This is a genomic window from Paenibacillus dendritiformis (assembly GCF_021654795.1).
In the GTDB taxonomy this organism is placed as follows: domain Bacteria; phylum Bacillota; class Bacilli; order Paenibacillales; family Paenibacillaceae; genus Paenibacillus_B.
In genome coordinates this window covers 422,926-448,456 of record NZ_AP025344.1, presented here as the reverse complement: position 1 = coordinate 448,456, position 25,531 = coordinate 422,926, and the positions used below count along the sequence as shown (strand labels likewise).

The 25,531-nt window shown below is 59.5% G+C and carries 20 protein-coding genes, 1 pseudogene and 1 riboswitch; of the genes and pseudogenes, 10 read left to right on the top strand and 11 right to left on the bottom strand.

Annotated elements, in window-relative coordinates; genetic code table 11:
• Nucleotides 1-132: 132 nt before the first annotated feature.
• The 8 genes and pseudogenes from helD to L6439_RS02080 form a co-directional block, all read right to left on the bottom strand.
• A pseudogene (helD, locus tag L6439_RS02120) lies at nucleotides 133-2,492 on the bottom strand (RNA polymerase recycling motor HelD).
• A gap of 362 nt (nucleotides 2,493-2,854) precedes the next feature.
• Nucleotides 2,855-4,627: an adenine deaminase gene (gene ade, locus L6439_RS02115; protein WP_213468752.1), complete on the bottom strand. Its 1,773-nt coding sequence runs from the start codon at nucleotides 4,625-4,627 to the stop codon at nucleotides 2,855-2,857.
• Nucleotides 4,628-4,761: 134 nt separating this feature from the next.
• Nucleotides 4,762-4,863: riboswitch (purine riboswitch) on the bottom strand.
• 158 nt (nucleotides 4,864-5,021) lie between these two features.
• On the bottom strand, nucleotides 5,022-6,083 hold the full coding sequence (locus tag L6439_RS02110; RefSeq protein WP_168182709.1) for a DUF7309 domain-containing protein: 1,062 nt from the start codon (nucleotides 6,081-6,083) through the stop codon (nucleotides 5,022-5,024).
• 166 nt (nucleotides 6,084-6,249) lie between these two features.
• Nucleotides 6,250-6,843: a GTP cyclohydrolase I FolE gene (gene folE, locus L6439_RS02105; protein ID WP_172879179.1), complete on the bottom strand. Its 594-nt coding sequence runs from the start codon at nucleotides 6,841-6,843 to the stop codon at nucleotides 6,250-6,252.
• Nucleotides 6,844-6,896: 53 nt separating this feature from the next.
• Nucleotides 6,897-7,103 (bottom strand): YneF family protein, encoded by a 207-nt coding sequence (locus tag L6439_RS02100; protein WP_168180073.1) that lies wholly within the window; start codon nucleotides 7,101-7,103, stop codon nucleotides 6,897-6,899.
• A 201-nt stretch (nucleotides 7,104-7,304) separates the two neighbouring features.
• Nucleotides 7,305-9,038 carry a tRNA epoxyqueuosine(34) reductase QueG gene (gene queG / locus L6439_RS29240; RefSeq protein WP_213468751.1) on the bottom strand — a complete coding sequence of 578 codons (1,734 nt, stop codon included), beginning with the start codon at nucleotides 9,036-9,038 and terminating at the stop codon, nucleotides 7,305-7,307.
• Between the two features lie 188 nt (nucleotides 9,039-9,226).
• Nucleotides 9,227-9,778 carry a DUF402 domain-containing protein gene (locus tag L6439_RS02085; RefSeq protein ID WP_168178493.1) on the bottom strand — a complete coding sequence of 184 codons (552 nt, stop codon included), beginning with the start codon at nucleotides 9,776-9,778 and terminating at the stop codon, nucleotides 9,227-9,229.
• A gap of 128 nt (nucleotides 9,779-9,906) precedes the next feature.
• Nucleotides 9,907-10,344 (bottom strand): GNAT family N-acetyltransferase, encoded by a 438-nt coding sequence (locus L6439_RS02080; protein WP_168178492.1) that lies wholly within the window; start codon nucleotides 10,342-10,344, stop codon nucleotides 9,907-9,909.
• Between the two features lie 452 nt (nucleotides 10,345-10,796).
• Here L6439_RS02080 and L6439_RS02075 point away from each other — a divergent pair, with 452 nt between their 5' ends.
• Nucleotides 10,797-11,411, top strand: coding sequence for a superoxide dismutase (locus L6439_RS02075; RefSeq protein WP_168178491.1), 615 nt, complete (start codon nucleotides 10,797-10,799; stop codon nucleotides 11,409-11,411).
• 69 nt (nucleotides 11,412-11,480) lie between these two features.
• On the opposite strand, the gene L6439_RS02070 is transcribed toward L6439_RS02075, so the two are convergent.
• Both L6439_RS02070 and L6439_RS02065 read right to left on the bottom strand, forming a co-directional pair.
• The gene (locus tag L6439_RS02070; RefSeq protein ID WP_213468750.1) at nucleotides 11,481-12,131 is read right to left on the bottom strand and encodes a TVP38/TMEM64 family protein; all 651 of its coding nucleotides are present in this window, start codon (nucleotides 12,129-12,131) and stop codon (nucleotides 11,481-11,483) included.
• Between the two features lie 223 nt (nucleotides 12,132-12,354).
• On the bottom strand, nucleotides 12,355-13,257 hold the full coding sequence (locus L6439_RS02065; RefSeq protein WP_237096881.1) for a LysR family transcriptional regulator: 903 nt from the start codon (nucleotides 13,255-13,257) through the stop codon (nucleotides 12,355-12,357).
• 190 nt (nucleotides 13,258-13,447) lie between these two features.
• Here L6439_RS02065 and L6439_RS02060 point away from each other — a divergent pair, with 190 nt between their 5' ends.
• From L6439_RS02060 to L6439_RS02040, 5 genes are read left to right on the top strand one after another with little or no spacing between them, the layout of a single operon-like run.
• Nucleotides 13,448-14,431 carry an ABC transporter ATP-binding protein gene (locus tag L6439_RS02060; protein WP_213468748.1) on the top strand — a complete coding sequence of 328 codons (984 nt, stop codon included), beginning with the start codon at nucleotides 13,448-13,450 and terminating at the stop codon, nucleotides 14,429-14,431.
• Complete coding sequence (locus tag L6439_RS02055) at nucleotides 14,428-15,498, top strand: ABC transporter substrate-binding protein (protein WP_213468747.1); 1,071 nt, start codon at nucleotides 14,428-14,430, stop codon at nucleotides 15,496-15,498. The genes L6439_RS02060 and L6439_RS02055 overlap by 4 nt, the downstream gene beginning before the upstream one ends.
• Nucleotides 15,499-15,516: 18 nt before the next feature.
• Entirely contained in the window at nucleotides 15,517-17,178 is a 1,662-nt protein-coding gene (locus L6439_RS02050) for an ABC transporter permease (protein WP_213468746.1), read from the top strand.
• Nucleotides 17,179-17,185: 7 nt separating this feature from the next.
• Nucleotides 17,186-18,475, top strand: a complete 1,290-nt coding sequence (locus tag L6439_RS02045) for an MBL fold metallo-hydrolase (protein ID WP_213468745.1) — start codon at nucleotides 17,186-17,188, stop codon at nucleotides 18,473-18,475.
• Nucleotides 18,476-18,500: 25 nt separating this feature from the next.
• A complete protein-coding gene (locus L6439_RS02040; RefSeq protein WP_213468744.1) occupies nucleotides 18,501-19,385 on the top strand; it encodes a hypothetical protein in 885 nt (294 codons plus the stop codon).
• Between the two features lie 42 nt (nucleotides 19,386-19,427).
• On the opposite strand, the gene L6439_RS02035 is transcribed toward L6439_RS02040, so the two are convergent.
• A complete protein-coding gene (locus tag L6439_RS02035) occupies nucleotides 19,428-20,894 on the bottom strand; it encodes an arylsulfatase (protein ID WP_213468743.1) in 1,467 nt (488 codons plus the stop codon).
• A 250-nt stretch (nucleotides 20,895-21,144) separates the two neighbouring features.
• On the opposite strand from L6439_RS02035, the gene L6439_RS02030 reads away from it, so the two are divergent.
• From L6439_RS02030 to L6439_RS02015, 4 genes are all read left to right on the top strand, one after another.
• Nucleotides 21,145-21,804 (top strand): chromate transporter, encoded by a 660-nt coding sequence (locus L6439_RS02030; RefSeq protein ID WP_213468742.1) that lies wholly within the window; start codon nucleotides 21,145-21,147, stop codon nucleotides 21,802-21,804.
• A gap of 38 nt (nucleotides 21,805-21,842) precedes the next feature.
• The gene (locus tag L6439_RS02025) at nucleotides 21,843-22,379 is read left to right on the top strand and encodes a chromate transporter (RefSeq protein WP_168178481.1); all 537 of its coding nucleotides are present in this window, start codon (nucleotides 21,843-21,845) and stop codon (nucleotides 22,377-22,379) included.
• Nucleotides 22,372-23,610 carry an ROK family protein gene (locus tag L6439_RS02020; protein ID WP_213468741.1) on the top strand — a complete coding sequence of 413 codons (1,239 nt, stop codon included), beginning with the start codon at nucleotides 22,372-22,374 and terminating at the stop codon, nucleotides 23,608-23,610. The genes L6439_RS02025 and L6439_RS02020 overlap by 8 nt, the downstream gene beginning before the upstream one ends.
• A gap of 341 nt (nucleotides 23,611-23,951) precedes the next feature.
• On the top strand, nucleotides 23,952-25,073 hold the full coding sequence (locus L6439_RS02015; RefSeq protein WP_213468740.1) for a formylglycine-generating enzyme family protein: 1,122 nt from the start codon (nucleotides 23,952-23,954) through the stop codon (nucleotides 25,071-25,073).
• The last annotated feature ends 458 nt before the right edge of the window (nucleotides 25,074-25,531 follow it).

Sequence of the window (25,531 nt, the reverse complement as noted above, 5' to 3'; positions counted from 1 at the left end):
AGCCTTCACCCCTTCCTCCCCTATATGCAGAAAGCCTGCCGGCCGCGCCGCATGGACCAATGGCGGCGATCCCATGCAGCGCAAGACAGCTTATATTTTGCTTCCGTTCGATTCATCAAACCGACTCCCGACTCAGGCCTGTGCCTGCCCTTCGTCTGCTCCCGCAATCGCGGCTTCCAGCCAAGGACTCGGCTTCCCCGTATAGTAGATATGGAGCTCATGCATCGCCCGCGTGCAGGCCACATACAGCAGCTTGCGCTCGCTCTCCCGGCCGTAGCCTTCGTCAGATGCATTATACAGCACGACGGCATCGAACTCGACGCCCTTGGCCAGGTAAGACGGAATGACGAGCGCGCCGGCTTCGAAGGTGACCGTCTCCTGATGAACGAGCCGCAGCGGCACAAGATCCTTCAAGGCCTCGTACGCCTCGCGGCTCTCCCGGGCGGTCGTGCAGAGCAGCGCGACATTGCGGTGTCCGGCGGCGAGCAGCTCGCGCATACGCTCGGCAACCCGGGCATGCAATTCCTCCCTGTCCTGCAATCCCGTCAGCGTCGGCGCCGGACCTTCGCGCTCGAATGTATCGATTCGCTCCCCGCCAGGAATGATGCGGCGGGCCAGTTCCATGATCGGCCGGGTCGAACGATAGCTTCGGGTCAATTGGAAGGCTTCCGTCTCCTCGGCCGGAAACACCTCCGCCAGCGCCGGCAGCGGCACCGCCGCGGCTCCTTCGGCATGCGGGTAAATCGCCTGATCCTCGTCCCCAAGCACCGTGAACCGGGCCCGCGGGAACAGGCGCTTGAGGAAATGAAGCTGAAAGACCCCGTAGTCCTGGCCTTCATCCACGAAGACATGCCGGATTGACGTATTCGTATGGAAGCCTTCCAGACATTCATTCAAATACAAGTATGGGGTGGCATCCTCCACGGACATCTCGCCCCGGCTCACCCGATCGGCCGTCAGGGCGCAGATGCCGGCCCAGCGCTCAGGCAGCCCCTCTTCTCCGGCCAGGCTGGCCGCGAAGTCCGGACTGGCGAACAATTGCGTGTAGATGGCCGCATATCGACGAAGCGGAATCGCTTGATGTCCGCGCGCAGCGGCTTGAAGCGCTCATTCACGAGTTGGCGGGCCAGCCATTCGCGTTCGCGATCGAAGTCATCGAACGTCTCCTCCGTATATCTTTCCCGGCGCTGCAGTTCCTGGAACGCCCTCACATAATCCTCATTGTCGAGCAGCTCGATTTCTTCCTCCACCCAGGCCGCTTTCCGTTCCCGGCGGGCGGCGGCGGCCAGCTCGCCCCGGAGCCATTCCGCCAGCTGGCTCAGCCTGTTCGGGATCGGCAGGGACGAATCCAGTTCATAAAATTGCCGCAGCATCGCTTCTCCCGATATAAGCGTCCGCTCCTGGAAGCGAAGATCGCGGAACCGCATGCCTTCCTGCCCGAGCCGCTCCACGTAGCGCCCGATCAGCCGGAAGAAAGCCGTCCCCGCTTTATAGCGAATCCCTTCCATTCGCGCCGCGTATTCCGGTTGCTCCCCGGCGCTAAGCGCATATTCCATCTGCTCGGCCGGGTGCTCCAGGCGGAAGGAATCGGCCAATCGATGCTCGACGTACTCCTGATATGTCGTCTGCCGCATATTCCGTTCCCCCAATTCCGGCAGGACGGTCGAGACATAGCGGTTGAACATCGGATTCGGCGAGAACAGCACGATCTCATCGGCCTGCAGCGTATCCCGATACCGGTACAGCAAATACGCAATCCGCTGCAGAGCGGTCGACGTCTTGCCGCTGCCCGCCGGGCCGGTGACGATCATAAGCCGCTTCTGCTCGTTGCGGATGATGCGGTTCTGTTCGCGTTGAATCGTGGCGACGATGCTTTTCAGATGGGCGCTGGACGGCCGGCTGAGGATTTCCCGCAGCAGCTCGTCGCCAATGGTAAGCCCCGTATCGAACATGCCCCGGAACCGGCCGTCCGTGATGATGAATTGGCGCTTGAGCCCCATCTCCCCCGACAGGCGGCCAACCGGGGTCTCATAGTGGGCCGGCCCCGGAGAATAGTCATAATACAGGCTGGACACGGGGGCACGCCAATCATAGACGAGGAAGTTGTCGTCTTTATCCCGGAAGGAGCCGATCCCGATATACACCCGCTCCGCCTCCGCTTCCCCCTCTTCCCGGAAATCAATCCGCGCAAAATAAGGGGACTTCGCCATTCGTCTCCACACATCAAGCTGCTGGGCTGCATGAAGATGCCTGCGCTCGCGCTCCGCCAATACCTCCGCCTGCTGCTTCAAGCTGGCATGCGTCTCGATGGCTTCATTCGCGTCATCCAGATTGACCTTGACGTCGTCCCAGAATTCGCGGCGAATATCCACGACTTCGCGCTTGACCGCGCCCATCTCTTCCTGCAGCGGAAGGATGCGCCGCTCAATTTTCTCCATTACCTCGACAGCCCGCGCTTCCTCCAACTGCCATTCCCGATGTTTCGGGTCCATACAATCACCCGCTTTATATAGATTCCGATTTGCGGCACCGGGTTGCCGAACCAGTTGACAACGCCCCGTGCGTTATGATATTATATATTTGGATAGATATATATTGGTTCATCACAACCTTATGCCGCACCTGATATCGTACCATAGGATGGATGCGGCTGCAAGCGTTGGACAAGATATGAAGCACGCTTGATATTACATAGACAGCCTGTTTCTGGCGATGTTTCCATGAAACGAACGACCGGAGGAGTGAATCTCCCCCGGTCTTTTTTATTGCGGCGATTTCCAACCTTCCGAGCTTCCGAACTTAGTGCGAAGTTTTTCTTACGAATCGGATGAGAAGGGGTTCGTCTGCCGTATTGTCACCGCGCTGCGGATTCCGCGGCGCAGCTCTCCGCCGAGACCGGAATATGCTTGAAAGCCGCGAAATCGAACAAGCCCATATCCGTCAGCTTCAGTTCAGGGATGACGGGCAAGCATAGGAACGACAGCGTAACAAAAGGATTGAACCCGCTGGAAGCGCCAATCCGCCCCAAAGCCTGGTGGAGCCGTTCCATATGATGGAGCACCTCGGCATAATCCCCCGCCGACATTAAGCCTGCCACCCGCAGCTCGATCGCCGCGAGTACTTCGCCACCGCTTGCGACGGCCAATCCGCCCTCCATGCCGCGCAGCGCTTGGATGGCCGTCAGCATATCCCGGTCGTTGCTGCCGGCCACGACGAGGTTGTGGGAATCATGCGCCACGGTGGAGGCGATCGCTCCGCGCTGAATGCCGAATCCCTTGACGATGCCCAGTCCGATGCATCCGGTATGATGATGCCGCTCCAACACGGCAATCTTCAATTGATCCTTCTCCACGGAAGGGCGGAAGCAGCCATCCTCCACATCGACCTCCTCCACGAGACGCGTCGTGATGAGGCTGTTCGGATTGATGCCGATAATATGGCAGCGGGGCTCCCCCTGCAGACGGATTTGCAGCTCCCGCTCCGTTATCTGGGGCAGGTTGACCGTCTTCAACAGCCTGTCCGGGATAACGGCCGTTTGCGGCTGCGGTCCGGCATATTGACCTTGCTCCCCCACCAGCTTGCCCGCTTTGTACACCTGGGCAATCGCCAGGCGCTCCAGATCGTCGAGCAGCAAGAAGTCGGCCTCGTACCCGGGGGCGATCGCGCCTTTGGTCTGTAGTCCGTAGCATTCGGCCGCATTCAGGGAAGCGATCTGGATCGCCTGCAGCGGATCAAGCCCGCAGCGGATGGCAAGACGCGCATTATGATCGACGCTGCCCTCCCGCACCAGCTCGTCCAAATGCTTGTCGTCGGTGCAGAACACGCAGCGGCGCGCGTTGCTGGCGGTCACGGCCGGGATGAGCGCTTCGACGTCCTTGGCCACCGAGCCTTCGCGAATCATGACATACATGCCGCGCCGCAGGCGCGCCTTGGCTTCCTCAGCCGTGACGCACTCATGATCGTTGCGAATGCCGACTGCCCGGTACACGTTGATGGCCTCTTCATCCAGTCCGGCGCCGTGACCGTCAATCCGCCCGCCATGCCGATGCGAGGACACCAATTTGTCCAGCATGCCGTCATCGCCGCGCCTCACAGAGGGATAATCCATCACCTCGGCCAATCCCAATACCCGAGGGTGGGCGTAGAATGGATCCAGGCTGGCTGCATCGAGAACGGCTCCGGCATGCTCGAACGGCGTGCAAGGAACGCAGGACGGCAGCATGATATATACATCGAGCGGCAGATTCTCGGAAGCGTCCAGCATATATTGAATGCCGTCCGTCCCGGCCACATTCGCGATTTCATGCGGATCGGCTATGACGGACGTGACGCCGTGAGGCAAGACGACGCGAGCGAATTCGGCCGGCGTGACCATGGCGGATTCAATATGAACATGCGTGTCGATGAAGGACGGGGCGATGTAGCGTCCCTCTGCATCAATGACGCGGGCGCCTTCATAGCTGCCGCCGATGCCTATGATCATGCCGTCCACAATCGCGACATCCCCTTCGATAATCTCGAGATTGAAGACATCGACGATTTTTCCATTCGTAATGACGAGGTCGGCAGGCGCCGTTCCGGCGGCTGCGGCAATCCGTTTGCTCCAATGTTGCTTGTTCCAATTCATGCGATTTTCACATTCCTTTGCTTTTGGTAGGATAATTGCAGAGTTCCGGGTACAACAAAAAAACTCTAGTCCAGCAACTAGAGTTTGACGGCAAGGAGCAAGACAGCCTGTCCCAGCGGGGAGCCATCCTCCGCGGCAGGCATTCTCTTCCTCGTAGTCAAACTATTTACGGTAGTTTGGTAGAAACGAATGGACCATATTTCCAAAATTATACGAAGACTATCCTATTCAATTCCCTACATTGTATCGGCCGGCCCTGTTTCCGTCAATGGATGCATAGGAAGCAAACGAATGCCTGCCCCAAAAACCCGCCTTCCTCGAAAAAAGGGCCAGTTAAAGAGGTTCCTTAACCGGCCCGGTGGCTCATGCGCGTCCTGCAAGCTCCCGCTTGGAATCAAGCTTCGTGTTGCGCGAAATAGTCGAACAGATCCGCCTGCGCCTCCTCCAGATAGACGAGGCGCGGCTCGCGTTCAATTTTGATTTTCAGGCGCTGCGCCGTCTTCTCGAACAGATCGAGGCCTTCGTTCGACCGGATAATGAGCTTTTGCGGGCGCGCCCCCTTCTCCTCGATTAATTTAATCATATGATCAATGAATTCCTGCTCGAAATTTCCTTCATAAGCGACATGGAAGCCGACCGCGCTGCGGGTCTGCCGATCCACCCACAGGCAGAGCCGCGGGTAATACGGCCGCTCGGCCTCGCCCTGCACCGCGACGGGAGCGAAGAAATAATCGGTCTCCCACTGCCCCCGCTTCTCCGGAATGCGGCGCACAAGGTCCGTCAGCTTCGCGTCGTCGCTGTATTCATACTTGGCCGGACGCTTCAGGACGAATTCGGGATCGCGCCAGCCTTCGCTCCATTCCCCGTTCTCCTGCGCGCGGACCAACAGTTGGCCGGAGACCGGCGGCACGAGCAGCCGATCGTCCTTCTTGCATCGGGCGGCCAGGTCCACCGCTTGCTCCAAGGCGTTCGTCAGGAAGCGGACCTGCTTCCGGTCAAGCGTCCATGGTACAAGCCCCGGGTCATAGGCCCGGAACAGCGGCCAAGCGTTGCGGCCGCGAAAGCGGAAGCCAAGCTCTTTGATTTGCGCCAAATCCTGCTTGTCCAGATCGGTCCGATCCTCGAATGTCACCATCATGCACTTTTGCCGGTTCAGCCAAGCATATTGATCATCCTGCTCCAGCATCATGTCCTGCAGGCTCTCCAGCCCCTCGGCGCCGCGGAAAACGGCCAGGCCGAACAGCTCTTCGTTCGATCCCATAATGGTGCAGTAGCCGACCTCTCCATCCTCCGGGTTGCATACGCCGAAGATCTCGGAGTCGGACACCCACTTCCAGCTTCCTTGTTTTTTGAAGGCTGCCGCCGCTTCATAGAGGCGATGCCATTCCGCCTGCTCTTCGGTTAACTCCACCGCTTCTTCATTGCGTTCCGTCTGTTCTACATCCGTTTTTGCCATAGAATTTCCTTCGTCCTCCTCTTCCTTGCTGCGCTCTGCCGCAAGCGCGCATCAATCCCCACAACGCCGCGCCTCTCTCAACCCATTGCCGGCAAGCCAAGCAAAAAACCCGCCCCTTTGCCCGGAACGGGTTCCATTGGTTCTGCTCAAACCCTAAAGCACCAATTTACTGCTTAATCAGTGACAAAAATTCCGCGCGCTGCGCCGCATCGTCCTTGAAGCTGCCCCGCGTCGACATTGTAACCGTCTTGCTGCCGGGCTTCTTGACGCCGCGGGAACACATGCATAAATGCTCGCCCTCCACGACCACCATCACGCCGTGCGGCTTCAACGCTTCTTCCATAATATCCGCGATTTCCGACGTGACCCGTTCCTGCACCTGCAGACGGCGCGTGACCGCTTCGACCAGCCGCGCCAGCTTGCTCAGGCCGGCAACCTGTCCGCTTGGAATATAGCCGATATGCACCTTGCCGAAGAAAGGCGCCATATGATGCTCGCACAAGCTGTAGTACGTAATGTCCTTCACGATGACGAGCTCCTCATGGGCTTCGTCGAAGGTGACCCCGAGCACGTCGCGCGGGTCGACCTCATACCCGCCGAAGATCTCTTCGTACATGCGGGTGACACGCGCCGGCGTCTCCTTCAGGCCTTCCCGATCGACGTCCTCGCCGATCAGCCTTAAAATTTCTTTTACGTGATGTTCGATCTTCTCGCGGTTCTCACCGACTTTGGAATTGACATAGTCTTTCAAGCCAGCCATAATTGTGCCTCCTCCCGCCTAACGTGCCCATGGACGCGGGCCGTTCCGTTATTTCATTTTCTCTTGTTTTTTTGCATCATTTTCTGAGCTTGCTGCATCTGCTTGGCATTCAAATTATAGCCCATTTGTTTGGCCATTTTTTGCAGCATTTGCGGATCCGATTGCATCTTCTCCATCTGCTTGCGCAGGTAGAACACCCCGCCGGCAAAGCCGATAATGACACCCACGATGAGTGCGATAATCCCTACAACCCAAATCATCTGCTTATGGTCACCCCAACAAAAAATTAGTTAGATGAGGTTATTCAAAACGCCGTCTTTTCGAGGAATCCCGGCTTTTGAACACTCACTTCGATCTATCCGTGAGAAGGCATGGCTTCGCGGAACTCGTCCGCCATTATGATAGCATGTCCCTTCCAATATGACAAACGAATGGAATCTGTCCTGGATTCGTCCTGCGGCTCATTGCCCGCAAGGATTGCCCTCGAGACGGAGCAGGGTGATTTTCTTGTCCATGCCGCCGCCATAACCGACCAGCTTGCCGTCGGCTCCGATGACGCGGTGGCAGGGCACGATAATGGAGAGCGGATTGCGATTATTCGCTCCCCCGACAGCCCGCACCGCCCCCGGATTGCCGATCGCTTCCGCGATCTGCTTGTAGGACCGGGTCTCCCCGTAAGGGATGCCGGTCAATGCTTGCCATACCCGCCGCTGGAACGGCGTCCCTTGGATATCGAGCGTCAGATCGAACTCGCGGCGCGTTCCCGCAAAATACTCCTCCAGCTGCCGCTTGGCCTCCTGCAGCCGCTCCGGATGGCGCTGCAGCGCGACGCGGCCGTAGCTGCGGGCCGCCCGCCGCTGGAGCCCTTCCGCCGCCGACAACGCGTCTCCGAACTCGATCGCGAACAATCCGGTCGCGGTCGCAGCCAACGTCAGCGGACCGAGCGGGCTCTCCATCTCCTGCACATACAACGGCTCTTGCTGAGCTTCGGCGCGCTCCCGCGCTTGCATCACAGCTTCCTTCACCTTCGGTTCCTCCTCGCGGCTTAGCGCCGCTTCTAATATGCGCTTGGCGTCCGGCCCCCCGATCTGGCCGAGCGCCCAGGCCGCGGCGGCGCGGATATCCGGCCGCTCATCCGTGCGCAGCAGTCCTTCCAGGGCCGGGACGGCCTGGCGGTCGCGGAAATTGCCGAGCGCCGCGATCGCGTTGCGCTGGATCGGCTTCTTCCCGCGCCACGCCGCCGCGCTGCTGCCGAACTGGGACTTGAATTCCCGGTTCGACAGCGACAGCAGCGGCACGAGCAGCGGCTTCGCCTGCTCCGGATCGGGCTGCATCTCGGCATGATGGGTCCAATTCAGCCCGCGGTTCTTCGGGCATACGATCTGGCAAGTATCGCAGCCATACAGCCGATTGCCTATCTTGACCATCATCTCATGCGGAAGCATCTCCTTCGACTGCGTCTGGAACGAGATGCAGCGCTGCGCATTGAGCTGCCCGGGACCGGCGAAGGCTCCCGTCGGACAGGCATCGAGGCAGCGCGTGCATTCCCCGCAATCCTCGGTCAGCGGGTGATCCGGCGGCAGCGGCAGATTCGTAATCATTTCCCCCAAGTAGATCCACGATCCCCACTTCGGAGAAATAATCGAGCAGTTCTTGCCGCTGAAGCCGATGCCGGATCGCTCGGCGACCGCCCGGTCGCACAGCTCGCCCGTGTCTACCATGCTCTTCACCCGTACCTCCGGCACCCGCTCGCGCAGGAACTGCTCCAGCCGCTGCAGCCGGTCCCTCAGCACCTGGTGGTAGTCCAATCCCCAGGCGGTCCGGGCGAACATTCCGCGGTACGCGCCCGGCTCCGACTTCGGACCGCCCTCCAGCTTGGACGGATAAGCAACCGCAATCGCGATAATGGAACGCGCCCCGTCCAGCAGCAGCGCAGGCTGCGTCCGCTTGTCCAGGTCCGGCTCCTCGAACCCGGACGCATACCCTTGATCGATGGAATGCTGCAGGCGCGCCTTCAATTCGGTGAACGGGTCTGCCGTCGTGAAGCCGACCTGGTCGATGCCCAGGGAAGGCGCCGCGTCAATAATCTCCTGCTTGAGCCGCTGCCACCGTTCCGCTTCCCGGCTCGCCTCGGCCCCGGCCGCTTGATTGGTTCCGTATGGGGTCCATCGTGTCATGTGCTTCTGTTCCGCCATCCCGTTCACCTCCTTCTTTGATGTCGCTCCTGCGGATCGCCGCGCTCTAAATGCAGAACGGCCCCCTAGCTCCGGGTATCGGATTCCCCAGAGCAGGCGCCGCTCCTGTTACGGTCTGACTTCCCTGCTTTTCCATTGATCCCCCGACATTCCTTGCTCCCCGGCCTCCGGCCCGCACCGGAAGGCTCTCATTCCGGCTGGACCGACTGCTTCCAGTCGTCGTAATACCGGCGCACCTCATCGTCCCAGAACGGAGGCCGGCGATGCCCAATCCGTTCCAACACCGCGTCGAGGCCGGCGGTAATCTTGCGCTCCACCAGATCAGGATAATGGTATACATGCCGGTTCTGCTCGTACTCGTCCTGATCCACCACATTCACCTGGCCGCCAGGCATCTGAATGACGTCCAGATCGTAATCGATATAGGTGAAAATGTTGTCCGTACGGTACGGCGGCGAGGCAATATTGCAGTAGTAGCGTATGCCATGATCCTCGATTAGCGCCACCACATTGAACCACTGCTTCGGAATGAGGAACGTAACGGCGGGAATTTTGCTGTTCCATTGCTTCCCGTCCGCTTCCCTGATCGGAGTCTGGCTGTTAATCAGCACGAACATTCCTTCAGCGGCATGCTCGGGATGCACGAGCGAGGAGGGCACGATCCAGTTCTCCAGCCACATCCGGTGCAAATGGCCATCGTGTTTGAAACTTTTCACAAGGGCTTTCTCATAACGTTCCATGCGTTTTCCTCGGCTTTACTTCATTTCTCTTCACTTATTATTAATAGAAAAGCATATCTTCACCCCGATTGCAACGGTTGTAAAGATATGCCTTCCCATTCGGCGACAAATGTTCAATTCAGAGACAGCTAGCCGGTAACAATCCGAAGCTGCTTCAATGAACGCAAGACATGCTGGGCCCCGTATCCCAATGCCTCGAACCAAGGCAGCACGAATTCCGTATGCTCATCCGCAGCAATCATAATGTTGCGGACCTTGCGCTGCTGGAATTTCTGTTCCATTCCGGCGACAAGCGCCTTGCCTACGCCTTGGTTGCGGAATTCCGGGTGCACGGCCAGACGATAGTAGTACCCGTTGTTGCGATCGATGGTGCCGATAGCCAATCCGACCATGATCGTCTCCCCGTCCGGGTTCTCCTGTTCCGCGATGAGCACAAGCTCTCCGTCCAAGGACAACTGGCGCGCGAAGGCATCCAGCGTCTTCTCGCAACATTCCTCGGACAGCGATTCCTTCAATAACTGAGTAGCCGGCAAATAATCCGCCAAACGAAAGGATCGAACGTTCATGTCTTACTCTCCCTCATCCTGAGCTTGGTGTAAAATTCGGTTCTCTTCTCTATCTGTGAACAAACAGTCTACGCCAACGGACATCCATTAAGCTCTCATTCCATTATATATAGTATTTACAAATACGACAAAAATCGCGAAATTCCTTCTTTATCATTCAGATTCGCGTAAAAACGCCGAAAAAACACGGTTTTTCTCGTGTAAGCGTTTTAAATAAAGCGTTTACATTACTTTCGGGTCCATAGGTATAAATAATTGGCACTTGTGCCAATTTTGTGACGAACCCTGCGAATGCGGCGCTACGTTTGAAAGCATTCTATAATGGGTAATCATATAAAGTCAGGCCCTATGACAAAGCTCTGACTTTTGAAACATTTATGTTGATTTATTAGCCCGACTCATGGTTAAATGAGTATATACATCACTTACATATTTTTTGGGAGGAATGAACGATGGCACATCAATTACCAGCTCTTCCGTACGCGAACAACGCATTGGAGCCTCACATCGACGAGACGACGATGATGATTCACCATGACCGTCACCACAACACATATGTGACGAACCTGAATGCGGCGTTGGAATCTGCCCCTGAATTGCAGTCCAAATCCGTAGAGGACCTCATCTCCGATCTGAACAGCGTTCCCGAGAGCATCCGCACGGCAGTCCGCAACAACGGCGGCGGCCATGCGAACCACTCCCTGTTCTGGGAGACCATCGGACCGAACGGCGGCGGACAACCGTCCGGCAAGCTGGCGGAAGCAATCGACAAGGAGCTTGGCGGATTCGACAAGTTCAAGGAAGATTTCGCCAAAGCGGCTGCGACTCGCTTCGGCTCCGGCTGGGCTTGGCTGGCAGTCGACAAAGACGGCAAGCTGTCCGTATCCAGCACGCCGAACCAAGACAGCCCGCTGATGGAAGGCAAGACTCCGATTCTCGGCCTGGACGTATGGGAGCATGCCTACTACCTGAAATATCAGAACAAGCGCCCAGACTACATCGCTGCGTTCTGGAACGTCGTCAACTGGCCAGCGGTTGAAAAGAAATACGAAGAAGCTGCAAAATAAGGAATGAAAAAAGGGACTGTTCCCCGGGTCTTTCCAGACTTGGAGACGGTCCCTTTTCGCATGCTCCCGTCAGCCGCGTTCCGCATGCTCCTTCCAGCGCCGGCCCGATCGATAACGGTATACCGCATAGAAGCCGCCCGTCAGCGCCGCATAGAGAACCAGCACGGCCGGAATCTTCAGGCCGTCCTCCAGCAGCTGCTCCCCGATGAAGGCAAAGACTAGCATCACCGGGAGCTTGCCTGCCGCCGTAGCGAGCACAAAAGAAACGAACGGCACCGACACGAGCGCCGCATACACATTGATCGCGATAGCGGGAAGCACCGGAATCGTTCGGGCGATGAAGATCGATGTAACCGGATGACGTTCCATCGCGGCGTTCAGCTTGTGCAGCAGGGCGACCCGCTCCAGGTATCGTCTGCCCTGCTCCTGCCATCCGTGCCGGATCGCCAGGAACATGACGGCCGCCCCCAGCGTGGAAGCGGCTGTATTCATCAACCCGCCCAGCCATAATCCATACGCGGCTCCCAGTACGCCCCCGACGACCCCGAACGGGATGACGGGAAAGAGGGAAGCGAGCGCCGCCAGGATGAACATTTGCGCGGCGGTGGCCGCATCGCGGGAGGACTTCAAGCTCTCTATCCAATGAAGAATCTCCTCCCGGCCGAACCAGACCCCGGCCATAGCCAGCATATAGATGGCTGCGGTGACCCATTTCCCCATGCCTTCACCTCGTTTTCCTCGAACGGTACAAGCCTTTGTTCATTCTATTGCAAAATCTCCGCACAATCTATTTCTCCCAGCCTTTCTGATTACCCGCAGCATGAATAACTTATGACGGAAATCCCTAGTCGCTGTCTCATGCCCCGTTCACCCTCTTACAGCCGCTATCCCCTTCGCTCCTCCGCCCTCATTCGCTTGCGGTCTTGCACATTGCGTCTGCCCGCTACGCCTGCCTCTCCGGCTTGCCCAGCGTCCCGTATTGCTGCAGCAGGTCCCACATCGCCTTCACCGGGGGAGACATCCACCGTTCCTTGTGATGACAGCGGTAAATGAACCGCTTCAGCCTCTCCTCCGGGAGGCGGATTGCGATCAGCGTTCCGTTCGCCGCCTCCTGGCTCACGGCCCGTTCCGACAGCAGCGTCACGCCCTGTCCGTGGATAACGGCCCGCTTAATCGCCTCGTTCGAGTTCATGTGCAGCCGCGAGGTCAGCTTGATCCGGTGAGCGTCCGCCCATTCGAGCATGATACGCCGCGTCGCCGATTGGGTATCGTGGAAAATAAACGGCTCCTGTCCGATCCGTTCAGCCGTCGGCACTTCTTCCCCCGCCAGCGGATGCCCGGGCGGCACGACGAGCACCAGCTCGTCCTCCAGCCAGACCTGCTGATGAAAATCGTCGGCCTCGAACGGCTGCGACGAGATAATGCCGATATCCAGCTCATGCTGGCGCAGCCGCTCCTCGATCGCCGGGGCCGTCTGAATCTCGAGATGCACCGTAACGTCGGGGTACCGCGTAGCGAAGGCGTGGAGCACATCCGGCAGCAAATACGCCCCCGGCACATGGCTGGCGCCGATCCGCACCGTGCCCCGGCCGCCCTCCGTGAACTCTCCCATGACATGATAGGTCTCCTCCATCAAGGCATGGATGCGGCGCGCATAATGATGCAACGCCTCGCCCGCTTCCGTCAGCACCAGCTTTCCGCTCCGCGGCTCGAACAGGGGCATCCCGAATTCGTCCTCCAGGCTTTTCAGATGGAACGTGACCGTCGGCTGCTTGACGCCCAATATATCGGCTACCGCCGTAATCTTTTGATATTTGGCCAGCAGGGCCACGATCTGCAGCTTCATTATGTTCACGGAACCGCTCCTCCCTCAGTCAAGTCAACGCCATGCCCCCATCATAGAGAAAATCTATACAAAGCGATAGAGATTAACAAAAACTTTAACCATACCTTTACATCACGAAAACATTAGCATGAACTTCCGCCCGTACAATGTGGCTAATCGAAGGCAAGAGAACGCAAGGAGGCACCATCTCATGGATGTTCATATCGAGAGCTTGACCAAATCATTCGGCAACGCGCCGGCCCTCCGGAACGTATCGCTCACGATCCGGTCCGGCGAGTTCACGACGCTCCTCGGCCCGTCCGGCTGCGGCAAGACGACGCTGCTCCGCCTGATCGCCGGCCTCGAGACCCCGGACAGCGGGGAGATCCGCTTCGGGGAGGAGACGATCTTCTCGGCAGCGAAGCGGATTCACAAGCCGGTTCACAAGCGGGGGCTCGGCATGGTGTTTCAAGATTTCGCCCTGTGGCCGCATATGACCGTATTCGAAAATGTCGCCTTCGGGCTGCGGGCGGCCGGACGCGCCGCCGGCTTGAAGGAAAAGGTGCAGGAGGCGATTCGCTCGGTCCGCCTCGCCGGCTTCGAGCAGCGTCGCCCGTCCCAGTTGTCCGGCGGGCAGCAGCAGCGGGTCGCCTTTGCCCGCGCGATCGTGACCGAGCCGCAGCTCATTCTGTTCGACGAGCCGCTCAGCGCGCTCGACGCCGTGCTGCGGGAAGAGATGAAGGCGGAGCTGATGGCTCTGGTCCGCGCTCTCGGCATGACCGCCCTGTATGTGACGCATGACCAGTCCGAGGCGATGTCGATGTCCGAGCGGATTATCGTCATGCAGGGCGGGAAGATCCTGCAGGCGGCCGCGCCTGAGCATATTTACCGCGCTCCCGCCAATCCGTTCGTCGCCCGCTTCGTCGGCCGTTCGAACTGGATTGACGGAGAGCTGGAGATGTTCCGTCCGGAGCATATCCGCTGGACGGGGACCGCGCACGATCGCTCCTGGAAGGGCAGAGTGATTCACACCGGCTATATGGGAGAACGGTACGAGCTTCAGATTGAAGTGGAAGCCCACGGCGTGTGGACGGCCTATCATCACGAACGGCTGCCTGTCGGAACCCCTGTCACCGTATACGTCTCCCCGCAGCATATCCATGGCATGAACATGAAGGAGGACATTGCAGTATGAAAAAGAACGAACGTTTCTCCCTGCGCATGATGTCGTTGTTGACCGTGCTGATGCTGGCCTGGCTGACCGCCGCCTGCGGCTCGGCCGCGCCGTCCGGTCAATCCGGCGAAGCCGCGCCCGCCGCGCCGCAGGCGGCGAAGACAGATTCCGGCGACAGCGGCAAGCTGGTCATTTACACCGCCGGGCCCAAAAATTTATCCGAAGCGATCAAGCAGGGCTTCGAAGCGAAGACCGGCATCGCGATCGAGCAGTTCGAAGGCACGACCGGCAAGGTGCTGGCGCGGCTGGAAGCGGAAAAGAGGAATCCAGTTGCCGATATCGTCATCCTCGCATCCTGGCCGTCGGCGATGGGAATGAAGTCGGCCGGGTGGACGCAGAGCTACAAGGAGGCCGACGGCGCCGACAAGCTGTATAAAGATTGGATGGACCCGGATTATCATTTCTTCGGCTACAGCGCGTCCGCCCTTGGCATTACGTATAACACGAAGCTCGTACAGGAGCCGCCGAAGGACTGGTCCGACTTCACGGCCCCCGAATGGAAGGGAGCCGTCACGATCCCGGATCCTTCGCTGTCCGGCTCGGCACTCGACTTCATTGCCGGCTACCTGAATGACAAGGGCGAAGACAGCTGGTCCCTGTTCGAGCAGCTGCAGGCCAACGGGGTCGAGATGGCGGGCGCGAACAAGGAAGCGCTTGATCCGGTTATTACCGGGGCCAAAAGCGCCGTGCTCGCCGGGGTCGATTATATGGCCTACAGCGCCAAGGCCAAGGGCGAGCCGGTCGAGATGGTCTATCCCGCGAGCGGAACCGTCATCAATGTTCGCCCGGCCTTGATTTTGAAGGATGCGCCGCATGCGGACAACGCGAAGCGGTTCATCGATTACTTGCTGTCCAATGAAGCCCAGAACCTGGTCGCCGACGCCTACCTCCTGCCCGGCCGCCAGGACATTCCGGCCAAGGATCGCGCAGGCGTGGCCGATATTCCGGTGCTGAATATCGATTGGGACTGGATGAATGCGAACAGCGACGCGATCAGCGCGCGCTTCCTCGACTTGTACAAACCATAAGGAAACGGAGACGCCGAGATGGCAACGACACGATGGAACTATAAAACGCTCGGAGCGGTCCTCGCCCTTGTCTTGCTGGCGGCGCTCATCGCCGCTCCGCTCTGGATGATCCTGCTGACGGGCGTCCGGAACGGAACGGCCCTCGATCTCGGGGCGCCGTTCCGTATCCTGGCTAACCCGCAGCTGGCGCAGGTGATGTGGAATACGATCCAGCTCGGCGCATGGGTCGTGCTCGGCGCTACCCTGCTGGCCCTGCCGATGGCGATCCTGTCGGCCAAAACCTCGATCGGGCGCCACGGCTGGCTCGATGTCGTGCTTATTATCCCGTTCATGACCCCGCCCTACATCGGGTCGATGGGGTGGATTTTATTCATGCAGCGCCGGGGCTTCCTCGAGCAGCTGCTCCCGTCCGCCGAAGCGGTCACCCCGCTATTCTTCAGCCTGTTCGGCATGGTCGCCGTCATGAGCCTGCATCTGTTCCCGTTCCTGTACTTGATTCTGCGGAACGCGCTGCAGCGCATCGGCACCGGCTGCGAGGAAGCCGCGGCGCTGCATGGCGCAGGCTGCGGCTATCGGCTGCGGCGCGTCGTCCTGCCGCTGCTGCTGTCCAGCTACGCCATGGGAGCGCTGCTCGTCTTCGTCAAGACGATAGCCGAATTCGGAACGCCGGCCACCTTCGGCCGCAGGATCGGCTTCTATGTCATGACGAGCGAAATTCACAACTACATCTCCAGTTGGCCGATCGATTTCGGCAAGGCGGCATCCCTGGCTTCGCTGCTGCTCGGCGGCTGTCTCCTGTTCTGGTACGCCCAGAGCGTCATTACCCGCCGCTTCCATTACCCGGTCATCGGCGGCCGAGGCGGACGCGAGACGGAGCGCCGCTTGACCGGCTGGAGGAAGGGAGCCGCCTGGGGCTTTGTGGCCGCCTTGCTCGCCGCGTCCATCGGCGTGCCCTATTTTTCTATCATTGCCGCATCGCTGCAGAAGCTGCGCGGCCACGGGCTGGCCTGGGACAATTTTACCCCGGCCCACTATGCGGAGCTGCTGCGCCCCGGCTCCCCCGGCATGCAGGCGCTGGAGAACAGCGTCGGCCTGGCGCTGCTCTCCGCCTCCATCGGCACGCTTCTCGGCCTGTTCCTGGCCTTGATCATCGGCTCGGCCAAGACGGCCGCGCAGCGCGTGACCGATGCCTTCAGCCTGCTGCCGAACATGGTTCCCGGCATCGTCCTCGTCGTCGGGCTCATTCTGTTCTGGAATTCGCCCTGGATGCCATTGCCGCTGTACAACACCTACGGCATGGTCGTCCTCACCTACTCGGTGCTGTTCCTGCCCTATTCGGTGCAATATATCAAGTCCGGCCTCGGACAGATCGACCGCTCGCTCCTTCAGGCCGGCCGGGTATTCGGCGGCACGGGAGCGTACGCCTTCCGGCGCATTCTGCTGCCCCTGCTCGTGCCGGGCATGCTGGCCGGCTGGATGATGAGCTTCACCATCTCCATCCGGGAGCTGGTCGCTTCGCTCCTGATTCTGCCGCCTTCGATGCAGGTGTCGGCGACCTATATTTTCGCCCAATTCGAGCAGGGCGAAGTCTCGCTGGGCATGGCGATGGCCGTCGTCTCGGTCGGGCTGACGACGATTCTGCTGCTTGTTGTGAACTACTTCGGGGCGGACAGGAAGTGATGGACCGATGTTGAATGTGACAGTATGGGGAGGAGCGGGCGAACATGGCCGTTCCTGCTATTACATACAACATGACGAATGCGCCGTGCTGCTCGACTGCGGCGGCAAAAAGGAGGAAGGAGGTGTCTATCCCCTGCTTGACCCGGATCGGATTCGCGCCATCGAGGCCGTGTTCCTGTCGCATGCCCATGAGGATCACTCGATGGCCCTCCCCCTGCTGTACCGATCCGGCTATGCCGGGGAAGTATGGACGTCCCGGGCGACCGCGTCGCAGCTGCCCGCCTATTTCCAGGCCTGGCGCAGCTATGCGCAGGGCGCCGGCTCGATCGTCCCGTACGGGGAAGACGATGTGCGGCTCATCCGCTTCCGCTACGTGGAAGAGGAAGCCCCGCCGGGACGATGGTTCGCCGCTTCGCCCCAGGTGCGGGCCTGCTGGGGCCCTAGCGGCCACGCGCTCGGGGCCATCTGGCTCCTGCTCGACATCCGGGGCCAGCGGGTATTTTATTCCGGCGATTATTGCGCCGAATCGCTGCTGCTGAAGGCGGAACCGCCGGGGTATTCCCGCTGCGTCGGCGCGCCGCCTGGGGCCGAGAAGGTGGACGTCTCGATTATCGACGCCGCCTACGGCGAAGATGCGAGGCGGCAGCAGGAGTTGCTGTCCCGGCTGGGCGCCAAGATCGAAGAAGTGCTCCGGCGGGGCGGACACGTGCTGCTGCCCGTTCCGCTGTTCGGCCGCAGCCAGGAGCTGCTGCTCTGGCTGCACGAGCGCTTCCCCGGGCAGCCGCTGGCCGCCGAGTCCGCCATCGCGGACGCGGCCGCTATGTACCGGCAATGGCCGCAATGGTTCCAGGCCGACGCCGTGGAACGCCTGCAGCGCTGCTTGCTCTCTCCGCGGCTCTCCCTCGTCGGCAGCGATGGCGAGCGGATGCGGGTGCTGGAGGGACCGCCGCGGGTCATCCTCGTCACCGACGGCATGATGCATACACCCGCAGCCCGTTTCTATTACGAGCAGCTCAATACCCGGAAGCGCAACGCCGTGCTGTTCACCGGACACCTCGGCCGAGACAGCTTCGGAGCGGCCGTCGCGGCCAGCTCCACCTGCGAGGTGCGCCGGTTCCGCTACAAAATCCATCAAGGCCTGCCCGATGTGCAGCAGATGATGGACGCCATGCCGTCTGCCGCGACGATATTGGCGCATGCGCCCAAGGAGATGACCGACCGGCTGCAGCAGAAGCTTCGCCAGCTCGGTTACCAGGGGCTGCATTCCTTGCGTCCCGGATGCTCCATCCGGATATAACATGGAACGGAAAGGTGGAATACCGATGTCCAACCGAATTTCCCTTCATTACCGCACTTGGATCGGAATCTTCGCGCTCCTCATCGCGTTGGCTTCCTTCGCAGCATCCGCGGCCCCCGCTTCCTCGTCAGCGGCGCCGCAGCCGATGACGCCCGATTACGAAGTCAAACTGTTCCTGGATCCGAGCCTTGTGCTCGATGCCAATCACGGGCTGGCTCCCGCTGTCCGGACCTATTTCCAGACAGGGGCCGCCGAGAAGATCCGGGTCCAGTTCCTGGACACGAATGATCAGCGTATCAATCAGGAAGGCTGGTATGTCCGGCTCCGCAAAAAAGAGAACGACGCCAGCAATAAATTCGAGATTGTGTACAAGAAGCGTTATCCTGTCGAGAATGGCAATCTGAATGCGGCGCTCGCCAAGGCGGCCCGGGACGGCTTTACCGCGAACGACACGAATTACGAAGCCCAGGTCGATTGGGGGTACGCCAAGCAGACGCTGAGCATCTCACGCAAGAAAAAAGTGAAAAAAGACGGCTTCAGCGGCATGGCCCTGCCTGATCTGGCGGCCTCCCGCACCTGGGCGATCGACGAAGCGCCCGGCAAATTCGTCAATTGGAGCGCGCCGCAATGGGGCGTGAACCAGCTTCAAGCCGTTCAGAAGCTGTACGGCCCCGTGAACGCCACCCGCTCCAGCGGGCTGTGGGACGGGGGCAAAATCGACATTGAAGTATGGGAGATCAAAAATGAAGCCGGCACCGGCTTTGAGTACATCGTCGAGGCCTCCTTCAAGGAGGCGGACGGAGCGGCGGCCGCCGCCAAAAAAGCGGAGCTGGAAGCCGACCTGACCCAAGCGGGCTGGCTGCTCCCGGTCGACCAATTGAAGACCCAGCTTATTTTGCAGCGCTATTAAGCCGCAAGGCCAGCCCGATTTCCTTGAGGCTGGCCTTGTTCCTTATAAAATATGAGACAGACACGCGACCGGCGTACATCCGGTAATCAGCTTTTCCCCGTCGCTGTAACCTTCTTCCCTGTCCTTCAGCTCCCGCACGAGCACCTGCCGCCAATATGCCACCCGCTCCTGGACGGCGGCATCGCCGATCGCATTGTGAAGCTCCTGCGGATCATGAACGAGATCAAAATATTGCTCCACGCCGGTCTGAGAATACCAGATAAACTTCTCCTTGCCGTTCGTCACCCAATGCGTCGAAGCCATTCCCTGTGCGTGCTCCCCGTGCAAATAGTCGCGCCATTCCCGTTCCCGGCCGCGCGCCGCCGCAAGCACGCTCTTCCCGTCCACGCCCGCCGGGATCGGCACGCCCGCGGCATCGAGCAGCGTCGGCATAATATCCCGCATCTCGACGAGATCCTCGACGACGCTGCCCCGCTTCAAGCCGAGCCGGTTGCCCGGATCGTTCACGATGAACGGCACGCGGGCGCTTCCTTCATACGGCAGCGATTTGCGGAACAGATTGTGGTCGCCCAGCAGTTCCCCGTGATCCGACGTGAACAGGATGACCGTATTCCGCAGCTCTCCGTATTCGTCCAGCATTTGCAGGAAGCGGCCGATCTGATGATCGAGATGCGTAATCAGCGCATAGTAGGCGGCCCTCGCCTGCTTCAGCCTCCGCTTCGGCACAATGCTGCGGGACGTAACCGGGCTGAGCCCTTCCCGTGCTTCATCCTCCGTGTCCGCCCAATCTCCGACCGGCGGATCCGGGATCTCCTCGTCCTTATACATATCGAGATACGCTTGCGGCGGATCGAAGGGCGGATGCGGGCGCACGAACGACATCCAGAGGAAGAACGGTTTGCCCGGATCTCGGCGCCGCAAAAAATCAATGGACTGCGTAACTGTCCAATTCGTCGGATGCAGCATCTCTGGCAGATGCCATGGACGGGCCACCGTCGACGCGTTGCAATCCAGGCCAAGGTCGGTTAGATCTGCGCCGGGGACGCGTTCTCTAAGCCAGATCACATAATCATCTGCTTCATCAAAATGAGCCTGCGATGGCGTATTGCGGTTCCGGTTATGATGCAAATAGCCGTCATGCAGCACGACGTTATGGAATCCGAGCAGATTCCGTGCCGGATAGACATGCATTTTTCCGACACACTGGGTATGGTATCCTGCGCCCGCCAATTCGCCCGGAAGCGTCGTCTCATAATTCCAGGGTACACAATCCCGGTAGCCAACTCGCCCATGGGAGGTCTGGGACTGCCCTGTAAAAATCGCCGCCCGCGCCGGAACGCACGACGGAGTCGCCGTATAGGCGCGATCGAACCGAACCCCTGTTCGGGCCAACTCATCCAGGTTCGGGGTCTCAACCAGCGGATGACCGGCGATGCTCAGGCAATCGAAGCGCATTTGATCCACCGTGATTAGAAGAACGTTGGGACGCGCCGTCTCGTTGGCTGTCATCGTTCCATCTCCTTTGCTTCTAAAAGATAAGTTCAATTGAAAGCCCTATCATTCTGCAACCATTTTATCATAACGAACGAAAGATTGGTTGGTTTTCTCCAAACCCCACTCACATTCCACGGGAATACAAGCTTTTTTCAGAAAACAAACGCCTTCCCCTTTTAACTTTCTTCCATTTTGGTTGAAAGTCAGTTATACTAGCAGAAGAGGCACCGCAAAGCATATCAGTCACAAGAATGGGGATGAAGCGATGAGCGACACTCCGAACGCCAGAAAATTACCGGGTTATCCCGCTATTCTTTTGCAATTATTTCTTACGTTCCTCAAGATCGGCCCGACGACCTTCGGCGGCGGGTATGCGATTCTGCCAATCATCGACCGGGAAGTGACGCAGAAGCGCCAATGGCTCGGCGAACAGGAAATGGCGGAAATCACCGCCTTGTCCGGCGCCGCCCCGGGAGGGATCGGCCTCAATGTTGCCGCTCTTGTCGGCTACCGGATTGCAGGCCTTCCCGGCCTGATCGCGGCCATTACGGGGATTGCCTTGCCCACCGTCCTCATCATGCTTGCGCTCGGGATCGCAGCCGGCTGGTTCCGCAGCAATTCTTACGTGCAGGGAGCGCTTGCGGGCATGAAGCCGACGGTCATCGCCCTGATCGTATACGCCGCCTTCCGCATGGGTAGAGATGCCTTGCGTCACGTTTTCGGCTGGACCGTATCCTTATTGTCCGTAGCCTTGCTGCTGTGGACCCCGTTCAATCCAATTGCCGTGCTTGCCATCGGAGCGGCGGCCGGCCTTGTGGCGGAATGGTTCCGGCACCGCAGATTGCGTCGCCATGAGGGCGCCTATGCCGCCTCTTCGCTCCACCCTCCTTCCTCCTCCCGTCAGATAAAGAAGGAACAAGGCTAGACGATGAATCCCGAATCGCCCAGAAAGAAGGATGCAGCATGCTTTGGGACTTATTTTGGACGTTTTTCAAACTGGGCTTCGTCTCGTTCGGCGGCGGCTATGCCATGCTGCCGGTCATTGAGCATGAAGCGTTGAGACATCAATGGCTGACCGCCTCGCAATATCCCGAAGCCGTCGCACTGGCCGGCATGGCTCCCGGACCTATCGCGATGAACAGCGCCGTATACGTCGGCTATACCGCGGCGGGCTGGCCGGGCAGCCTCATGGCCGCGTTCGGCATCGCGCTGCCGTCGGCCATCATCATGTTCGCCGTTGCCACATTTTTCTATCGCGTGTATGATAATCATTGGGTGCAGTCCGCATTGGACGGAATGAAGCCTGCCGTCGTGGCGCTGATTGCCTTGGCGGCGGTCAACATGACGCGCCACGCAGGCTATCTGGACGGCTGGACGATCAGCTCGGCCTGGCCGGCCCTTTTGTTTATCGCCGCCTTGTTCGCACTGATTGGGCTTCGATTGCATCCAATCACGGTCATCATATTGTCTGGAATAGCGGGGATGGTAATCTATGGGTAATACATTGGAGCAACGCATCCCTTCCAAAAAGGGAAAAGAACTGTTTCAACGAATCCGCCGCGCGCCGGAAATATCGAAAACTGATCTGGTCAGCGAGAGCGGGCTTACCGTAAGCACGCTGACCCGTGTACTCGAGGAATTGACGGCGCTCGGCCTTATCGCAGAGAGCGGCTTCGGCGCCTCCACGGGCGGACGGCGTCCGATTCTGTACCGTGTCCGCGCGGAATACGGCCATGCCTTCGGGCTTGATATCTCCCGAACTTCATCCCGGCTCGTCCTGCTGGACACGGCAGGACAGATGAAGGCGGCCCACGTCATCGAGATGAACGGCCAGATGACGCCGGAACGGCTCATGGAACGCGTAACGGACCATATTCATACATGGATGGACGAGTACCGGCTGAATTCGGACACGGCACTCGGTCTTGGCATTGGCGCTGTCGGACCGCTGGACCGGTTTGACGGCGTTATTTTACAGCCGGAATATTTCCCTGCTCCCGGGTGGGAGAACGTGCCTATCGTCGCCGAACTGGAGCGGCGGCTGCGGCTTCCCGTTCTGCTGGACAACGGCGCGAATACCGCCATCCGGGCCGAGGCTTGGGCGAACCGCTCCATGGACGTGCGCCACATGCTGTACGTTCATGTCGGGATCGGTCTTCGCTCGGCGATGATGTCCGATGGCAAGCTTATCTACGGAGCCGTCGACATGGAAGGCGCGCTCGGCCAAATGATCATTCAGGCCGACGGCATCCCTAACCGCTCCGCGAACGGCAACTACGGCTGCCTTGACTCCTATGCGACCATCTACGCGCTGGAGCGCGAAGCGAACGCGATGCTGCGCATTGGCCGGCGCAGCCTGCTGGAGCATATCGTGCCGCGCGGGGAGCCTGCCGCATTCCCGCATATTATCGAGGCGCTGAAGAAGCACGATCCGCTCGTCACCGAGCTGGTCACCCAAGCGGCAACCTACTTTGGCGTCGGACTTGCCAACCTGCTTAATGTGCTCCATCCGGAGCGCGTCGTGCTGGGCGGACCGTTCATGAACATTAACGATCTCTATTTCTATACCGCGACGCAGACAGCGATTCGCAAAACCTATCATTACCCGCAATATCAGGTCGTCTTCAGCAAGGGCAGCTACGGCGAAGACGCCCTGGCGGTCGGCGGAGCGCTCATGGTGCTGGATCAGCTGACGGCCCCTGTCCCGCCTTCCCCGGCGATGCACATGTAGTGCAATACCCTTAAGCACAAGAAACACTGCCTGCCGAGACTCGGCAGAGAGGCCGCTGCAGCACGATATCGGGACAGCCACAGAACGATAGAGCCCATGGCCGCAAACGAAAAAAGCATGCCGCTACAGACGAGATAGCTCACGGCCGCAGACGATACATCATACCGCCACAGAACGTTAAATTAAAGCACTTAAGCACAACAACCTTTAAGCCTTGAGCGCAACATCGCATACACGAAGCCCGCAGCAGCGTACAATTCTGAACACGATAGATGTGCGTTTAATATCATCTACAATCGTATTGTCCGAGCGATTCTATCTGAGCCAAGGAGGCGATCACGATGACTTACATCAACCAACAACCGGACGATCCGCCGCGGCCTTGCTGCGCCGCAGCGCGCGGCACCTCCCTCTCGGCAGAACCGGCAGCCGAAGATCGCCTAAGCGGGCCAGCCGGCCCCGATGGCTCCGGACTCCAGGCATCCACTTCTTCGAAGGGCCTGGACAATACTGCGGCTCCCGTCCCGCCGGACGAGTCTATCCAAGCCCAGGCCGCACGGCAGCTGCTGGCCAACCTAGACGGAGGCGCTCCGTCTCGCCCGTCCCTTGACAGCTTCATCCTCCTGGAAGGCGGGACTTTCGCCATGGGCTCGGAGGATGCCGAAGCATTTCCGGCAGACGGAGAAGGGCCGATCCGGGAAGTCACGGTTGGCCCCTTCCGGATTGCTCCTTACGCCGTCACCAATGAAGAATTCGCCCGCTTCGTCGCGGCGACGGGTTATATAACCGAAGCGGAGCGCTTCGGCTGGTCCTACGTCTTCCATCTGCTTGCTCCCGATCTGGAAGAGGACCACATTATCGGCCGCCCGCAGGGAACGCCCTGGTGGCTTGGCGTCCGACAGGCCTGCTGGCACCGCCCGGAAGGCCCCGGCAGCAGCGTCGCCGAACGGATGGACCACCCCGTCATCCACGTGTCATGGCATGATGCCCAGGCCTACTGCGAATGGGCTGGCACACGCCTCCCCACCGAGAGCGAGTGGGAGTTCGCCGCCCGCGGCGGACTGGAGCGCAGACGCTACCCTTGGGGCGACCTGCTGAAGCCGGACGGAAAGCATCGCTGTAACATATGGCAGGGCAAATTCCCCGTCAAAAACAACGCCAGCGACGGATACATCGGCACCGCTCCCGTCGACGCCTTCGAGCCGAACGGCTACGGACTGTACAACGTCGCCGGCAACGTATGGGAATGGTGCGCGGATTGGTTCACCGCCAACCCGGACGAGCGCGGCCCGGCCGTTCAGCCCCGCGGACCGCAGACAGGTACGGAACGCGTGATGAAAGGCGGTTCCTACCTATGCCACAAATCATACTGCAACCGCTACCGCGTCGGCGCACGGAGCAAAAACACTCCCGACAGCTCCACCGGCAACCTCGGCTTCCGCTGCGCAGCCGACGCCAACTAGCCAACGCTACCCAATGCCTTTCCGCCCAAGAGATCTTGCCATCACGGAGAGGCAGACCAGACCCAATACCCAATAGCCAAGACCCGGAGGCCTCATTACCTCCGGTTTTTTACGCCGCTTTCTCGGGAGCCTTCTTTCCTCGGGACCGCTTGCTCCCGTCATCCTGCCATTGCTCATTTTCCACTACTGTCCTGTTCTCACCTCGGCTAGCAAGACTAATACGCACCTTCGCTCTCCTGTCTAGTGCCCATCCCTGCTGCCCAGATGATTCCCCGCTTCCACTATCCTGTCTAGTACTCACTTCGCTATCCTCACTCTTGCTCGCTACCATTCTCAAGCTTGCTCACTTCCGGGTCTTCTCCTTGTGCCCATTATTGACAGAGTCATCTCTTGTCGAAGCAAGCAGCCACTATGATTAGGTCCTTTTCATCATTATCCCATCCGCTCAAGCTGACTCA

Coding starts and splice junctions, on each gene's coding strand:
- ade (WP_213468752.1), bottom strand. CDS start 4,627: ATGAATTGGAACAAGCAACATTGGAGCAAACGGATTGCCGCAGCCGCC.
- L6439_RS02110 (WP_168182709.1), bottom strand. CDS start 6,083: ATGGCAAAAACGGATGTAGAACAGACGGAACGCAATGAAGAAGCGGTG.
- folE (WP_172879179.1), bottom strand. CDS start 6,843: ATGGCTGGCTTGAAAGACTATGTCAATTCCAAAGTCGGTGAGAACCGC.
- L6439_RS02100 (WP_168180073.1), bottom strand. CDS start 7,103: ATGATTTGGGTTGTAGGGATTATCGCACTCATCGTGGGTGTCATTATC.
- queG (WP_213468751.1), bottom strand. CDS start 9,038: ATGGCGGAACAGAAGCACATGACACGATGGACCCCATACGGAACCAAT.
- L6439_RS02085 (WP_168178493.1), bottom strand. CDS start 9,778: ATGGAACGTTATGAGAAAGCCCTTGTGAAAAGTTTCAAACACGATGGC.
- L6439_RS02080 (WP_168178492.1), bottom strand. CDS start 10,344: ATGAACGTTCGATCCTTTCGTTTGGCGGATTATTTGCCGGCTACTCAG.
- L6439_RS02075 (WP_168178491.1), top strand. CDS start 10,797: ATGGCACATCAATTACCAGCTCTTCCGTACGCGAACAACGCATTGGAG.
- L6439_RS02070 (WP_213468750.1), bottom strand. CDS start 12,131: ATGGGGAAATGGGTCACCGCAGCCATCTATATGCTGGCTATGGCCGGG.
- L6439_RS02065 (WP_237096881.1), bottom strand. CDS start 13,257: ATGAAGCTGCAGATCGTGGCCCTGCTGGCCAAATATCAAAAGATTACG.
- L6439_RS02060 (WP_213468748.1), top strand. CDS start 13,448: ATGGATGTTCATATCGAGAGCTTGACCAAATCATTCGGCAACGCGCCG.
- L6439_RS02055 (WP_213468747.1), top strand. CDS start 14,428: ATGAAAAAGAACGAACGTTTCTCCCTGCGCATGATGTCGTTGTTGACC.
- L6439_RS02050 (WP_213468746.1), top strand. CDS start 15,517: ATGGCAACGACACGATGGAACTATAAAACGCTCGGAGCGGTCCTCGCC.
- L6439_RS02045 (WP_213468745.1), top strand. CDS start 17,186: ATGTTGAATGTGACAGTATGGGGAGGAGCGGGCGAACATGGCCGTTCC.
- L6439_RS02040 (WP_213468744.1), top strand. CDS start 18,501: ATGTCCAACCGAATTTCCCTTCATTACCGCACTTGGATCGGAATCTTC.
- L6439_RS02035 (WP_213468743.1), bottom strand. CDS start 20,894: ATGACAGCCAACGAGACGGCGCGTCCCAACGTTCTTCTAATCACGGTG.
- L6439_RS02030 (WP_213468742.1), top strand. CDS start 21,145: ATGAGCGACACTCCGAACGCCAGAAAATTACCGGGTTATCCCGCTATT.
- L6439_RS02025 (WP_168178481.1), top strand. CDS start 21,843: ATGCTTTGGGACTTATTTTGGACGTTTTTCAAACTGGGCTTCGTCTCG.
- L6439_RS02020 (WP_213468741.1), top strand. CDS start 22,372: ATGGGTAATACATTGGAGCAACGCATCCCTTCCAAAAAGGGAAAAGAA.
- L6439_RS02015 (WP_213468740.1), top strand. CDS start 23,952: ATGACTTACATCAACCAACAACCGGACGATCCGCCGCGGCCTTGCTGC.